14 protein-coding genes are annotated in these 13150 nt (G+C 70.9%); 10 read left to right on the forward strand and 4 right to left on the reverse strand.

What is annotated here, in order from left to right:
• From ABZX10_RS11965 to argH, 5 genes are read left to right on the forward strand one after another with little or no spacing between them, the layout of a single operon-like run.
• A complete protein-coding gene (locus ABZX10_RS11965; protein WP_355539266.1) occupies window positions 1–1194 on the forward strand; it encodes an acetylornithine transaminase in 1194 nt (397 codons plus the stop codon).
• Window positions 1191–2129, forward strand: coding sequence for an ornithine carbamoyltransferase (argF, locus tag ABZX10_RS11970; RefSeq protein ID WP_355539269.1), 939 nt, complete (start codon window positions 1191–1193; stop codon window positions 2127–2129). The genes ABZX10_RS11965 and argF overlap by 4 nt, the downstream gene beginning before the upstream one ends.
• Window positions 2130–2142: 13 nt before the next feature.
• The gene (locus ABZX10_RS11975) at window positions 2143–2628 is read left to right on the forward strand and encodes an arginine repressor (protein ID WP_146437321.1); all 486 of its coding nucleotides are present in this window, start codon (window positions 2143–2145) and stop codon (window positions 2626–2628) included.
• Between the two features lie 36 nt (window positions 2629–2664).
• Complete coding sequence (gene argG, locus ABZX10_RS11980; protein ID WP_355539274.1) at window positions 2665–4086, forward strand: argininosuccinate synthase; 1422 nt, start codon at window positions 2665–2667, stop codon at window positions 4084–4086.
• A gap of 30 nt (window positions 4087–4116) precedes the next feature.
• Complete coding sequence (gene argH, locus ABZX10_RS11985; protein WP_355539277.1) at window positions 4117–5547, forward strand: argininosuccinate lyase; 1431 nt, start codon at window positions 4117–4119, stop codon at window positions 5545–5547.
• A gap of 58 nt (window positions 5548–5605) precedes the next feature.
• Here argH and ABZX10_RS11990 read toward each other — a convergent pair whose 3' ends face one another.
• The 4 genes from ABZX10_RS11990 to ABZX10_RS12005 form a co-directional block, all read right to left on the reverse strand.
• Window positions 5606–6208: a TetR family transcriptional regulator gene (locus ABZX10_RS11990; RefSeq protein ID WP_355539280.1), complete on the reverse strand. Its 603-nt coding sequence runs from the start codon at window positions 6206–6208 to the stop codon at window positions 5606–5608.
• A complete protein-coding gene (locus ABZX10_RS11995; protein WP_355539283.1) occupies window positions 6205–6963 on the reverse strand; it encodes an ABC transporter permease in 759 nt (252 codons plus the stop codon). Before ABZX10_RS11995 ends, ABZX10_RS11990 begins: the two co-directional genes overlap by 4 nt.
• Window positions 6960–7691, reverse strand: coding sequence for an ABC transporter ATP-binding protein (locus tag ABZX10_RS12000; protein ID WP_355539286.1), 732 nt, complete (start codon window positions 7689–7691; stop codon window positions 6960–6962). The genes ABZX10_RS11995 and ABZX10_RS12000 overlap by 4 nt, the downstream gene beginning before the upstream one ends.
• A gap of 84 nt (window positions 7692–7775) precedes the next feature.
• Window positions 7776–8564, reverse strand: a complete 789-nt coding sequence (locus tag ABZX10_RS12005; protein WP_355539289.1) for an SDR family NAD(P)-dependent oxidoreductase — start codon at window positions 8562–8564, stop codon at window positions 7776–7778.
• A 136-nt stretch (window positions 8565–8700) separates the two neighbouring features.
• Here ABZX10_RS12005 and ABZX10_RS12010 point away from each other — a divergent pair, with 136 nt between their 5' ends.
• Genes ABZX10_RS12010 through tyrS form a run of 5 tightly spaced genes read left to right on the forward strand, consistent with a single transcriptional unit; the run spans window position 8701 to window position 12370 of the window.
• Window positions 8701–9192 carry a DUF4334 domain-containing protein gene (locus ABZX10_RS12010; RefSeq protein WP_355539292.1) on the forward strand — a complete coding sequence of 164 codons (492 nt, stop codon included), beginning with the start codon at window positions 8701–8703 and terminating at the stop codon, window positions 9190–9192.
• On the forward strand, window positions 9189–10262 hold the full coding sequence (locus ABZX10_RS12015; protein ID WP_355539295.1) for an NAD(P)-dependent alcohol dehydrogenase: 1074 nt from the start codon (window positions 9189–9191) through the stop codon (window positions 10260–10262). Before ABZX10_RS12010 ends, ABZX10_RS12015 begins: the two co-directional genes overlap by 4 nt.
• A 9-nt stretch (window positions 10263–10271) precedes the next feature.
• Entirely contained in the window at window positions 10272–10478 is a 207-nt protein-coding gene (locus tag ABZX10_RS12020) for a Trm112 family protein (RefSeq protein WP_355539298.1), read from the forward strand.
• The gene (locus ABZX10_RS12025) at window positions 10475–11059 is read left to right on the forward strand and encodes a DNA-3-methyladenine glycosylase (protein WP_355539301.1); all 585 of its coding nucleotides are present in this window, start codon (window positions 10475–10477) and stop codon (window positions 11057–11059) included. The genes ABZX10_RS12020 and ABZX10_RS12025 overlap by 4 nt, the downstream gene beginning before the upstream one ends.
• Window positions 11060–11083: 24 nt before the next feature.
• Window positions 11084–12370: a tyrosine--tRNA ligase gene (tyrS, locus tag ABZX10_RS12030; RefSeq protein WP_355539304.1), complete on the forward strand. Its 1287-nt coding sequence runs from the start codon at window positions 11084–11086 to the stop codon at window positions 12368–12370.
• Window positions 12371–13150: the final 780 nt, after the last annotated feature.

The following is a 13150-nucleotide window of genomic DNA, read 5'->3' on the forward strand; positions in this document are numbered from 1 at the left end:
ATGACGAACCAAACGATGCAGCAGCGGTGGAACGCCGCGCTGATGAACACCTACGGCACCCCGCCCGTCGCGCTGGTGTCCGGCAGCGGCGCCGCGGTGGTCGACGCCGACGGCAAGGAGTACGTCGACCTGCTCGGCGGCATCGCCGTCAACGCGCTCGGCCACGCGCACCCGAAGATCATCGAGGCGGTGACGCAGCAGGTCTCGACCCTCGGTCACGTCTCGAACCTGTACATCAGCGAGCCCGTCGTCCGCCTCGCCGAGCGGCTCACCGAGGCGGTGGGCGTCCCCGGAACCCGGGTGTTCTTCAGCAACTCGGGCGCGGAGGCCAACGAGGCCGCCATCAAGATCGGCCGGCGCACGGGCCGGACGCGGATGATCGCCGCCGAGGGGGCCTTCCACGGCCGGACCATGGGTTCGCTGGCACTGACCGGGCAGCCCGGCAAGCGGGAGCCCTTCGAACCGCTCATCGCGTCGGTGACGCACGTGCCCTACGGCGACGCCGCCGCACTGCGCGCGGCCACCGCTCCGGAGGCCGGCGAGGTGGCCGCGATCTTCCTCGAGCCGATCATGGGGGAGTACGGCGTCGTCGTCCCGCCCGAGGGTTACCTCGCGCAGGCCCGCGCCGCCGCGACCGATGCCGGCGCGCTCCTCGTGCTCGACGAGGTGCAGACCGGGATCGCCCGTACCGGAACGCTGTTCGCGTATCAGCGGGCAGGCGTGACCCCGGACGTCTTCACGCTCGCCAAGGGGCTCGGCGGCGGCCTGCCCATCGGGGCGACGGTGGCCGTCGGCGCCGCGGGCGAGTTGCTCACCCCGGGCCAGCACGGCACCACCTTCGGCGGCAACCCCGTCGCCGCGGCCGCCGCGAACGCCGTCCTCGACGTGATCGAGTCCGAGGGACTCGCAGAGCGCGCGGACGCGCTCGGCAAGCACATCGCCGCCACCGTCGAGGGACTGGGCCATCCGCTCGTCACCGGCGTGCGGGGTTCGGGCCTGCTACTGGGGATCACGCTCGCGCAGCCCGTCGCGAAGGCGGTCGAGACCGGCGCCCGCGACGCCGGATTCCTGCTCAACGCCGCCCAGCCCGATGTCGTCCGCCTGGCCCCGCCCCTCGTCCTCACCGACGAGCAGGCCGACCGCTTCCTCAGCGCACTCCCGTCCCTCCTCGATTCAGCCCAGGAGACTTCATGACCCGCCACTTCCTCCGCGACGACGACCTCACCCCCGCCGAGCAGCGCGAGGTGCTCGCCCTGGCCGCCGAGCTGAAGGCGGCGCCGTTCTCGCGGCGCCCGCTGGCGGGCCCGAAAGGCGTGGCGGTGCTGTTCGACAAGAACTCCACCCGCACCCGGTTCAGCTTCGACGTGGGCGTCGCGCAGCTCGGCGGCCACGCGGTGGTCGTCGATACCAAGTCCACGCAGATGGGCCGCGACGAATCCCTCCCGGACACCGCCCGAGTCCTGTCCCGGTTCGTCGACGCCATCGTCTGGCGCACCTACGCGCAGGAGGGCCTCGAGGAGCTGGCCCGGTATGCGACGGTGCCCGTCGTCAACGCCCTCTCCGACGACTTCCACCCCTGCCAGATCCTCGCGGACCTGCAGACGATCGCCGAGCGCAAGGGCGCCGAGGGCACCGGGTCGGTCGCCGGACTCAAGCTGACCTACCTCGGCGACGGTGCGAACAACATGGCGCACAGTTACATGCTCGGGTGCGTGACGGCCGGGATGGACGTGACCATCAGCGCACCGTCGGGCTTCCAGCCGGACGAGCGCTTCGTCGAGGCCGCCCGGGCCCGGGCGAAGGAGACGGGGGCCGAGGTCAGCGTCATCTCCGATCCGGTGCTCGCGGTGGCCGGCGTCGACGTGGTCGTCACCGACACCTGGGTGTCGATGGGGCAGGAGGACGACGGCATCGACCGCAACGCACCCTTCCGGCCGTACCAGATCAACGCCGAGCTGCTCGCGCACGCCGACCCCGATGCGATCGTGCTGCACTGCCTGCCCGCGCACCGCGGCGACGAGATCACCGACGAGGTGATCGACGGCCCGCAATCCGCAGTCTTCGACGAGGCCGAGAACCGACTGCACGCCCAGAAGGCGCTGCTCACCTGGCTGCTGGAGCACTCGTGACCGGCGCCGCGGCATGACTGATCAGCCGCTGGCCACGCGCGCGGGCCGGCAGGCGGCCATCGTCGAGATCCTCGCCAACCATCAGGTCCGCAGCCAGGCCGAGCTGCAGGCGCTTCTCGTCCGGGGCGGCTACGAGGCCACGCAGGCCACCATCTCGCGCGACCTCGACGAGCTCGGCGCCGTGAAGCTGCGCGGCGCCGACGGCGGTGCGGGCGTGTACGTGGTCCCCGAGGACGGCTCGCCCGTGCGCGGCGTGTCCGGCGGCACCGAGCGGCTCTCCCGCCTCCTGGGGGAACTGCTGGTCTCCACCGATCACAGCGGCAACATCTGCGTCCTGCGCACCCCGCCGGGCGCGGCGAACTTCCTCGCCAGTGCTCTCGACCGGTCGTCGCTGCCGGAGGTCGTGGGCACCGTCGCCGGCGACGACACCGTGCTCGTGGTCGCCCGCGAGCCCCTGACAGGCAAGGATCTCGCCGAGCGCCTCGTGGCGCTCGCCTGAACCCGCACACCTCACCACCAGATAGGCTTACCGACCATGTCCAAGGTCCTCAACACCCTGCCCGTCGGCGAGCGCGTCGGCATCGCCTTCTCCGGCGGCCTCGACACCTCCGTGGCCGTCGCCTGGATGCGCGACAAGGGCGCCGTGCCCTGCACGTACACCGCGAACATCGGCCAGCCCGACGAGCCGGACATCGACGCCGTGCCGGACCGCGCGAAGGAGTACGGCGCCGAGATCGCACGCCTGGTCGACGTGCAGCCGCTGCTGGTGCAGGAGGGCATCGCCGCCCTGCAGACCGGCGCGTTCCACATCCGCTCGGGCGGCAAGACCTACTTCAACACCACCCCGATCGGCCGCGTCGTGACCGGCACCATGCTGGTGCGCGCAATGAAGGAGGACGGCGTCGACATCTGGGGCGACGGCTCCACCTACAAGGGCAACGACATCGAGCGGTTCTACCGCTACGGCCTCATGGCGAACCCCGCGCTGCGGATCTACAAGCCCTGGCTCGACTCGCAGTTCGTCACCGAGCTCGGCGGCCGCAAGGAGATGAGCGAGTGGCTCGTCGCGCACGGCTTCCCGTACCGCGACTCCACTGAGAAGGCCTACTCCACCGACGCCAACATCTGGGGCGCCACCCACGAGGCCAAGGACCTGGAGTTCCTCAACACCGGCGTGCTCATCGTCGACCCGATCATGGGCGTCGCCCCGTGGGACGAGTCGGTGGAGATCGCGACCGAGGACGTGACCGTCACCTTCGAGGCCGGCGTGCCCGTCGCGATCAACGGCGTCGAGTACTCGGACCCGGTCGAGCTGGTCCGCGAGGCGAACCGCATCGGCGGCCGCCACGGCCTGGGCATCTCCGACCAGATCGAGAACCGGATCATCGAGGCCAAGTCGCGCGGCATCTACGAGGCGCCCGGCATGGCGCTGCTGCACGCGACCTACGAGCGCCTGGTGAACGCGATCCACAACGAGGACACCATCGCCACGTACCACAACGAGGGCCGCCGCCTGGGCCGCCTGATGTACGAGGGCCGCTGGCTGGACCCGCAGTCGCTCATGCAGCGCGAGGCGATCATCCGCTGGGTCGCGTCCGCCGTCACCGGCTCGGTCACGCTGCGCCTGCGCCGCGGCGACGACTACTCGATCATCGACACCACCGGCCCGAACCTCTCGTACCACCCCGAGAAGCTCTCGATGGAGCGCGTGGGCGACGCCGCCTTCGGCCCCGACGAGCGCATCGGTCAGCTCACCATGCGCAACCTCGACATCGCCGATTCCCGTTCGCGGCTGGAGCAGTACGCCGCGCAGGGCATCGTCGCGGGCGAGACGGCAGCGCTGGTCGGCGAGCTGGAGCGGGGCGGCGCGGAGGCCATCGTCTCCGGCGGCGAGCAGATCCCGTCGGCTCTGGACGAGGCCAGCAACCACGCCGCGTTCGACCTCGGCACCGACTAGTCACCCGACCCCGGAAGGGATTTCACGCCAGTGAGCGAGAAGCACGGCACCAACGAGGGCAGCCTGTGGGGCGGACGGTTCGCGTCCGGCCCCGCCGAGGCGATGGCCGCGCTGAGCAAGTCCACGCACTTCGACTGGGCGCTGGCCCCGTACGACGTGCGCGCGTCGAAGGCGCACGCCCGCGTGCTCAACCGTGCCGGGCTGCTGTCCGACGAGGATCTGGCCTCGATGCTCGCGGCGTTGGATCAGCTCGGGGCCGACGTGGCGTCCGGCGCGTTCGGGCCGGCGGAGTCCGATGAGGACGTGCACGGCGCGCTGGAGCGCGGGCTGATCGAGCGCGCCGGCGCCGAGGTCGGCGGCCGTCTGCGGGCGGGCCGGTCGCGGAACGACCAGGTGGCCACGCTGTTCCGGATGTGGCTGCGCGACGCGGTGCGGCTCGTGGCGGTCGGCGTGCTCGACGTGGTGGACGCCTTCGTCGCGCAGGCGCAGGCCAACCCCGAGACGATCCTGCCGGGCAAGACGCACCTGCAGGCGGCGCAGCCGATCCTGCTCTCGCACCACCTGCTGGCGTACACGCACCCGCTGCTGCGCGACGTGCAGCGGCTGCAGGATCTGGACAAGCGGATCGCGGTCTCGCCGTACGGATCCGGTGCGCTCGCCGGATCGTCGCTGGGACTCGATCCCGACGCGATCGCGGCCGATCTCGGCTTCGACTCCGCTGCCGACAACAGCCTCGACGCCACCGCCTCGCGGGACTTCGCGGCCGAGGCGGCGTACGTCCTCGCGCAGATCGCGGTCGACCTCTCGCGCTGGTCGGAGGACGTGATCCTGTGGAGCACCGCCGAGTTCGGCTACGTGACCCTCGCGGACGCGTGGTCGACGGGCAGCTCGATCATGCCGCAGAAGAAGAACCCGGACGTCGCGGAGCTCTCGCGCGGCAAGGCGGGCCGGCTCATCGGCAACCTGTCCGGCCTGCTGGCGACGCTCAAGGCGCAGCCGCTCGCGTACAACCGCGACCTGCAGGAGGACAAGGAGCCGGTGTTCGACTCGGTGGAGCAATTGCGTCAGCTCCTGCCGGCCGTCGCCGGGCTCACCGCAACGCTCACCTTCCACGCCGATCGTATGGGACAGCTGGCCCCCGCGGGGTTCACGCTCGCCACCGACGTGGCGGAGTGGATGGTGCGGCAGGGTGTTCCGTTCCGCGTCGCGCACGAGGCGGCGGGCGAGTGCGTCCGCGCCGCCGAGTCCCGCGGCGTCGGGCTCGACGGTCTCACCGATGAGGAGTTCGCGGCGATCCATCCGGCGCTGACCCCGCAGGTCCGCGAGGTGCTGACGGTGCGCGGCTCCGTCTCGTCCCGCAACGCCCGGGGCGGCACGGCCCCGTCGGCCGTGGCCCGGCAACTCGAGGTGGTCACGTCCGCCCTTCCCCCTCTGCGCACCTGGGCGACCACCACCGCCTGACCGAATTGAACGCTGTTACGGGGATTCCGACCTGCGGTTATTCTCTCCGTAACAGCGTTCAATTGCGGGGGAGTGCGCCGGTGATCACCTGCTGGAGCGGGGGCGCGGCGAGGTCGACCACCTCGTCGACGGTGAGCGAGGCGAGGGGTTCGAAGCCTACGACGTAGCGCGCCACGAGCAGGCCGAACACCTGGGCCACCATGAGATTCGCGCGGAGGGCCCCGTCGCCGGGGCCCGCGTCCATGCGGCCGATGAGTTCGGCCAGCGCGATCTCGAGCAGGAAGCCGCGCACGATCGCGGGGTCGCCGCCGGTGCCGAGATTGGTGCGGATCACCGCGACGCCGACGTCGCGCAGGGGCCCATCCCACATCGTCACCAGGGCGCGCAGCAGTGCCCGGGCGGCGTCGTCGAGCGGGGCGTCCCGGAGCGGCGCGCGCACGAACTCCGGGTCGACGGGGATCGCCAGGGCCGCGAGGTAGAGCTGCTGCTTCGTGCCGAAGTAGTGGTGCACCAGCGCCGAATCCACCCCGGCGGCCTCCGCGATCGAACGCACCGTCGTCCCCGCCAGGCCACCGCGGGCGAACCCGGCCCGGGCGGCGTCGAGGATCTGTGCGCGGGTGTCCGGGCTTCCGGACCGTCGCCCCGAGCGGCCCGCGCTCACGCGACCCTGCGCTGCAGCGTCGCCGCCGCGAGGGCGAGTGCCGCGACGGCGAAGCCGGCGACCACCGCGAGGGAGGTCCACATGGTCCCGGTCGGGGACGCGTTCGCACCCACCTCCTGCAGGGCCTGGACGGCGTAGGTCATCGGGAGGACGTCGGCGATGCCCTGCAGCCAGCCGGGCATCGCGTCGTGCGGGACGAACAATCCGCACAGGAACAGCTGCGGCACCACGACGATCGGCATGAATTGGACCGCCTGGAACTCGGTGCGGGCGAACGCGCTGAACAACAGGCCCAGCGCGACACCGAGCCACGCGTCGACCACGGCGATGAGCACCACCAGCCACACGCTGCCGGCGGTGCCCATGCCGAGCAGGTACACCGCGACCGCCGTCGCAACCGCCGCCTGCACTGTCGCGGCGAGAGAGAACGCGACCGCGTAACCGAGCAGCAGGTCTGCCTTGGCGAGCGGCGTGGTGAGCAGCCGCTCGAGCGTGCCGGAGACGCGCTCGCGCTGCATCGCGATCGAGGTCACGATGAACATCAGCGCGAAGGGCAGCACGCCGAGCAGCACCAGGGCGATGCGGCTGAAGACCGCCGAACCCCCCGGGGAATCGCGGTAGAGGAAGTAGAGCAGGGCCAGCAGCGCCGTCGGGACCACGACGATCATCGCGACGGTCCGCGGGTCGGCGCGCAGCTGCCGCAGGACGCGGACCGTCGTCGCACGGGTGATGCTCGGATTGAGGACGGTGCTCATGCCGCTGCCTCCTGGTCGCGGACGAGCGCGAGGAAGGCGTCGTCCAGGGTGGGCGCGCCGGTCCGGGTCAGCAGGTCCGACGGTGCGAGCTCGGCGACGAGCCGCCCCTCGCGGAGCAGGATCAGGCGCGCGCAGTGGGCCGCCTCGTCCATGACATGACTGGAGACCAACAGCGTGGTGCCGGCGGCGGCCATGGCAGCGAAGCGCTCCCACAGCTCCGCGCGCAGCAGCGGGTCGAGGCCGACGGTGGGCTCGTCGAGAATGAGCAGCTCGGGGTGCGCGACCAGCGCGCACGCGATGCTCACGCGCGAGCGCTGCCCGCCGGAGAGCGCATCCGCCCGGCGGCCGGCGAACGCGCCGAGCCCGACGGCGTCGATGGCCTCCGCCGCGTCGGCCCTCGCCGAGGCGCGGCGCCCGGGGTACAGCGCGCCGAAGTACTCGACGTTCTGGGAGACGGTGAGGTCGCCGTACACCGCGGGGGACTGCGTCGTGTAGCCGACGCGGGCGCGGAGGTCCGGGTCGCCCGCGGGGTGGCCCAGCACCGTCGCCGCGCCGCTGGTGATGCGCTGGGCGCCCACGATCACCCGCATCAGGGTGGTCTTGCCGGAGCCGGACGGGCCGAGCAGCCCGGTGATGGCGCCCGCGGGGATCTCGGCGTCGAGGTGGTCGAGGACGGTGTTGCCCGAGCGGGTCACGGTGAGCCCGGACAGGGTGATCGCGCTGGTCATGGCGCCTCCCAAAAAATTCACTCGACGATGAATTCATCGTCGAGTGAATTGTGCACCCGGCTGCTCCGGACCGTCAAGTGGTGATCAGCGGCGCTGCCTGCGATCGCCGAGCCGGCGCATGGCGCGGAGGACGGGCAGGCCCACGGACGGAGCCGCGTCGGACGTGCGAGCGACGACGCCGCGCCACCGCGGCACGACCCGGAAGATCTGGCGCGACTGCAGGAGGTCCAACCCGGCCGCCGCGACGTCGTCGGCGTCGAGGGGCTTCGGACCGGCGAAGAGCAGCGCTGCACCGGGATCCTTCTCCCGGTCGGTGACCATCGCGGTGCCTACCACGTCGGGGCAGAGCGCCCGGGCTCGGATCGGGAGGCCGGCGTGGTCGAGATCGCCCTGGAGGGAGGTCGTGTAGGAGAGCACCGCCGCCTTGGTCGCGGCGTACAGCGCGAGCCCGGGGACCGGGGCGAGCGCCGAGAGCGAGGCGACGTTGAGGATCGCGCCGCCCCGCGCGCCCATCGCGTTCACGGCCGCGGCGGAGCCGCCGATCGGCCCGCGCAGGTTGACGTCGAGGATCGACGCCACCTGATCGTCGGAGTGGTCCCAACTGTCGCCGGCGAACAGGATCCCGGCGTTGTTCACCCACACGGCGAGCCGTCCGAGCTGCGTGGCGTGTTCCGCGACGTCGCGGTGAGATCCGAGGTCGCGCACGTCCTGCGCCATCCCCACGGCGTCCCGGCCCACCTGTGCGGCCGCCGCGCGCGCCGCCTCGCCGTCGATGTCGGTGAGGATCACGCGATGGCCCTGGTCCGCCAGGCGGTGGGCGAAGCGCAGGCCGATACCGCGGCCCGCTCCGGTGACTACTGCGATCGATGTCATGCCGATGAACCTAAGGCCCGGCGCGGTTCCGGGGAGCCGTACCCGCGCGACGGCACGCTCGGGCCGCACTTCTCGACTGCTGGAACGTGTTCCCGTTTCTCCGTGTCCGGCGGAGAACATCGGATAACATCGGCGCATGACCGCAGAGCGCACCGTCCGCGGGCTCATCGACGAGCCGCGCCACTCCGAACCCACCGAGCTCGCCGGGCTGTTCGCGCAGCTCGAGCCCGTCTCGATCGAGTTCCTGCTCGGGGACTGGCACGGCGGTGAGCTGCCGTCGGGCCACCCGATGGACGGCGCCCTCGGCAAGGCGCGCTGGTACGGCAAGAGCTTCGTCTCGGCGAACGACGTGCAGCCGTTGGTCTGTGTGGACGAGCAGGGTCAGAAGTTCTCCAACGTCGCCCTCGGCAAGGGGGAGGCGACGCTGCGCCTCATCGACTTCGGCGGGACCGTGACCGCGTCGATGGTCTACGACGGGCAGCCGGTGATCGACCACTTCGCCAAGGTCGACGATGACACCGTCATGGGCGTGATGACCGGGAAGAAGCTGACCGCGCCGTACTTCTATTTCTACCTTGAGCGCGACGCCGCATCCGGTACGTCCGGCGGCTGCCTGGCGGACCGGTGACGGGCACCGTCGCGCGGGTCGTCGCCGCGCCGGGAGAGGCACCGTCGCCCCTCGAGATCCAGATCCCCGTGCCCACCGGCAACCAGGTCCTGGTGCGGATCCACGCGGTCGGGGTGTGCCACACCGACCTGACCCTGGCCGCGCAGTGGCCCGAACAGGGCCTGCCGGTGATCCTCGGCCACGAGGGCGCGGGCGTCGTGGAGGCGCTCGGACCCGACGCGCGCGGCCTGGCCGTGGGCGACCGAGTCTCGCTCACCTTCGACAGCTGCGGCGTCTGCGAGTTCTGCGCGGCGGGCACGCCCGGCTACTGCGAGCAGTCGATCACCCGCAACTACCTCGGCCTCCCGGGCATCCGCTCGGGGGAGACGGCCGTGACCGGCGGGTTCTTCGGCCAGTCGAGCTTCGCCGGCCTCGCGCTCGCGACCGACCGCAACACCGTGCCGATCGGCGACCTGCCCTTCGAGCTGGCGGCGCCGCTCGGATGCAGCATCCAGACGGGCGTCGGCACGGTGACCCGGGCCCTGCAGGTGCAGCCGGGCGAGTCGGTGGTGGTCTTCGGCACCGGCGCCGTCGGGCTCGCGGCGGTGATGGGTGCGAAGCTGGCCGGGGCGGGCACGATCGTGGCGGTGGACCCGCGCGCGGATCGCCGCGCGCTCGCGCTCGAGCTGGGCGCGACCCACGCGGTCGAGGCCGGCCCGCAGGCGGCGCAGCAGGTCATCGAGGCGACGGGCGGCGGCGCGCACGCCGCCGTCGACACCACTGCCCGCGCGGACGTCCTGAGCCAGGCGATCCTGGCGCTCCGACCGCGCGGCACCCTCGCGGTGGTCGGGCTCGGCGCCCCGTCGGCCGACCTGCCCGTCATGCTCATCATGGCCCGCGGCCTGCGCGTGATCGGCGTGATCGAGGGCGATTCGGAACCGTCCGAATTCCTGCCCGAGCTCGCGGCCGCCGCAGCAGCGGGTCGGCTGCCCGTGGAGCGGCTCGTGACCACCTTCGCCGACTTCGACGAGGCCTGGGCCGCCGCCCGCGAGGGCACCGCGGTCAAGCCGGTGTGGCTGCCCGCTGGGTAGCATGGGCGCATGGCCATCGACGCGACGCTGCTGAAGATCCTCGCCTGCCCGCAGGACAAGGGACCGCTGCTGTACGTGCCGGACGAGCTGTTCTACAACCCGCGCCTGCGCCGCGCGTACCCGATCGAGGACGGCCTGCCCGTGCTGCTGATCGGTGAGGCGCGGGACGTGGACGCCGCCGAGCACGAGGCGATCGTGGCCCGCGCCGCGCAGTGACGCCCGAGCGCGCGCGGGAGCGGCTGTCCGGCCACCCCCTCGATGCTGCGCGGCTCGTGCTCGGATCCGTCGTCACCGTGGGGGACGTGCGGGCCCGCATCGTCGAGGTCGAGGCGTACGGCTCGCCCGCCGACGGACCGTGGCCCGACCCCGCCGCGCACACCTACCCGGGGCCCACGCCCCGCAACCAGGTGATGTTCGGCCCGGCCGGGCACCTGTACGTGTACCTCTCGTACGGCATCCACACCTGCATCAACGTCACCGCGGGTCCGGACGGGACAGGGAGCGGCGTGCTCATGCGCGCCGCGGAGATCCTCGACGGTGGCGAGCACGTCCGGACCAGGCGCGGCGTGCGCGACCGTGATGAACGCCTCGCCGCCGGCCCCGGACGGCTCGGCCAGGCCCTCGGGATCTCCCTGGCCGACAAGGGCATCGACCTCCTCGATCCGGGGTCGACGGTGCGCCTCGACCTCGCCGCCCGGCGCGGTCCCGTCGCCGTCGGGCCGCGCATCGGCATCTCCAAGGCCGTCGGTCTGCCCTGGCGCCTGTGGCTGGCGGGTCATCCTTCGGTGAGCCGGTAGGCCCCTTGCGTCACAATGGAGCGCGTGAGTGCTGACATCCTCGAAGAACTGTCCTGGCGCGGCCTGATCGCGCAGTCCACCGACGTCGACGCGCTGCGGGAACGTTTCGACGCGGGGAGCATCTCGCTCTATGCGGGCTTCGATCCGACCGCATCGTCGTTGCACGCCGGCCACTTGGTGCAATTGCTGACCCTGCGCCGTTTCCAGGAGGCCGGGCACCGGCCCATCGTCCTCGGCGGCGGAGCGACGGGCCAGGTCGGCGACCCTCGAGATGTGGGGGAGCGGGTGCTGAACTCGGCGGACACCGTGGCCGAGTGGGCGGCGAAGATCGACGGACAGCTGCGACGGTTCGTCGCGCTCTCCGGCGACGAGGGGCTGATCGGCGACAACGGGGCGATCCTCGTGAACAACCTCGACTGGCACGGGCAGATGAACGTGCCCACCTTCCTACGCGACGTGGGCAAGCACTTCTCGATCAACGTCATGCTCGCGCGCGACACCGTCAAGCGGCGCCTCGAGTCGGACGGGATCAGCTACACCGAGTTCAGCTACATGCTGCTGCAGGCCTACGACTACGTGGAGCTCTCCCGTCGGTACGACTGTGCGCTGCAGATCGGCGGTTCCGACCAGTGGGGCAACATCGTCTCCGGCGTCGACCTGAACCGGAAGATCGACGGTCGGCATGTTCACGCGCTGACCACGCCGCTGGTGACGTCGTCGGACGGGAAGAAGTTCGGCAAGTCCACGGGCGGTGGCTCGCTGTGGCTGGATCCGGAGCTGACCAGCCCGTACGCCTGGTACCAGTACTTCGTGAACACCGCGGACGCCGACGTGATCCGCTACCTGCGCTGGTTCACCTTCCTCACGCGGGAGGAGATCGCCGAGCTGGAGCGCGAGACCGCGGACGCGCCGCAGCGGCGCACGGCGCAGAAGCGGCTCGCCGCCGAGATGACGACGCTGGTCCATGGGGAGGAGCACACTCGCGCAGCCGAGCTCGCCTCGCAGGCACTGTTCGGTCGCGGCGACCTCGTCGACCTCCCGGAGGGGACCCTCGCGGCCGCCTTGGCCGAGGCCTCGGTGGTCGAGGTGGCCGCGGGGGAGCCGCGCACCATCGTCGACCTCCTGACGGCGACGGGGCTCTGCGAGTCCAAGGGTGCCGCGCGCCGCGCGGTGAAGGAGGGCGGCGCCTATGCCAACAACGTGAAGGTGGAGTCGGAGGAGTGGGAGCCGGCACCGAGCGACCTCCTGCACGGGCAGTGGCTGGTCCTCCGCAGGGGCAAGAAGTCCTTCGCCGGTGCTCGCATCGCCTGAATCCCCTGGTCACCACCACACAGGCCGTCCCGCCATCGAGCGCGGGGCGGCCTTAGTGCTGCGGATCACAGTCAAGGGATTCGACGGTGCGCTCCCGCCTGCGGGCCGCTGACCTGCGTAGATGAACGGCACGTTACAGGCTGACCTGCAGATTTGTGCTTCCGTTCCACGATGCGTAACTTATTCGAAGTCAGAGCGACACCGACCAGGACGGGGCCGAAAAGCCCAGGTCAGAGGGTAGAAGTTCAGACAGATTGACAACATGGAGCCGAGCCCCGGTTTGACACCGAGATCGACTCCGATATAAGCTGGAACGGTTGCTCCGAGCAGCCAGCCTCCACGGAGAGATTAGCTCTCGAACGTATGACACGGTCGAGGGGGTTCTGATGTGGGACTGAGCGGTTCGAGGCGCTTCCGAGAGTGGCCCGCGAGAGCGAGTTGCACACGGAAATCCGATCTGCTAGGCTTGAACGGTTGCTCCGAAGCGGGCCGGCCAGGGTTTTTGACTGGGTGGTTGTGTGGAGGGTAGCTTGGACGGCCTGCGAGGGTGCGGTTCACACGGTCAGCACGGGCTTGTGGTTCGTGTGGTGTGGGCGGCCGCGTTTGGCGTGTTCTTTGAGAACTCAACAGTGTGTCGATGAAATTGTCAGTGCCAAAGTTTTTTGGCACGCATGGACAATCAAATTTTTTGGTTGTTTGTGTTGTGGCTTTTCTCGTTTATTTCTTTGCGAGATGTATTTCTGGAATCATTGATTTTTGTCAGTGGTTTCGTTTTGTTCA

Origin of the sequence: Tsukamurella sp. NPDC003166 (assembly GCF_040611135.1) — a bacterium.
Taxonomy (GTDB): Bacteria; Actinomycetota; Actinomycetes; order Mycobacteriales; family Mycobacteriaceae; genus Tsukamurella.

What these genes read in the sequence shown, in the direction of transcription:
- ABZX10_RS11965 (WP_355539266.1), top strand. Translation starts at nt 1, where the DNA reads ATGACGAACCAAACGATGCAGCAGCGGTGGAACGCCGCGCTGATGAAC.
- argF (WP_355539269.1), top strand. Translation starts at nt 1,191, where the DNA reads ATGACCCGCCACTTCCTCCGCGACGACGACCTCACCCCCGCCGAGCAG.
- ABZX10_RS11975 (WP_146437321.1), top strand. Translation starts at nt 2,143, where the DNA reads ATGACTGATCAGCCGCTGGCCACGCGCGCGGGCCGGCAGGCGGCCATC.
- argG (WP_355539274.1), top strand. Translation starts at nt 2,665, where the DNA reads ATGTCCAAGGTCCTCAACACCCTGCCCGTCGGCGAGCGCGTCGGCATC.
- ABZX10_RS11995 (WP_355539283.1), bottom strand. Translation starts at nt 6,963, where the DNA reads ATGAGCACCGTCCTCAATCCGAGCATCACCCGTGCGACGACGGTCCGC.
- ABZX10_RS12000 (WP_355539286.1), bottom strand. Translation starts at nt 7,691, where the DNA reads ATGACCAGCGCGATCACCCTGTCCGGGCTCACCGTGACCCGCTCGGGC.
- ABZX10_RS12005 (WP_355539289.1), bottom strand. Translation starts at nt 8,564, where the DNA reads ATGACATCGATCGCAGTAGTCACCGGAGCGGGCCGCGGTATCGGCCTG.
- ABZX10_RS12010 (WP_355539292.1), top strand. Translation starts at nt 8,701, where the DNA reads ATGACCGCAGAGCGCACCGTCCGCGGGCTCATCGACGAGCCGCGCCAC.
- ABZX10_RS12020 (WP_355539298.1), top strand. Translation starts at nt 10,272, where the DNA reads ATGGCCATCGACGCGACGCTGCTGAAGATCCTCGCCTGCCCGCAGGAC.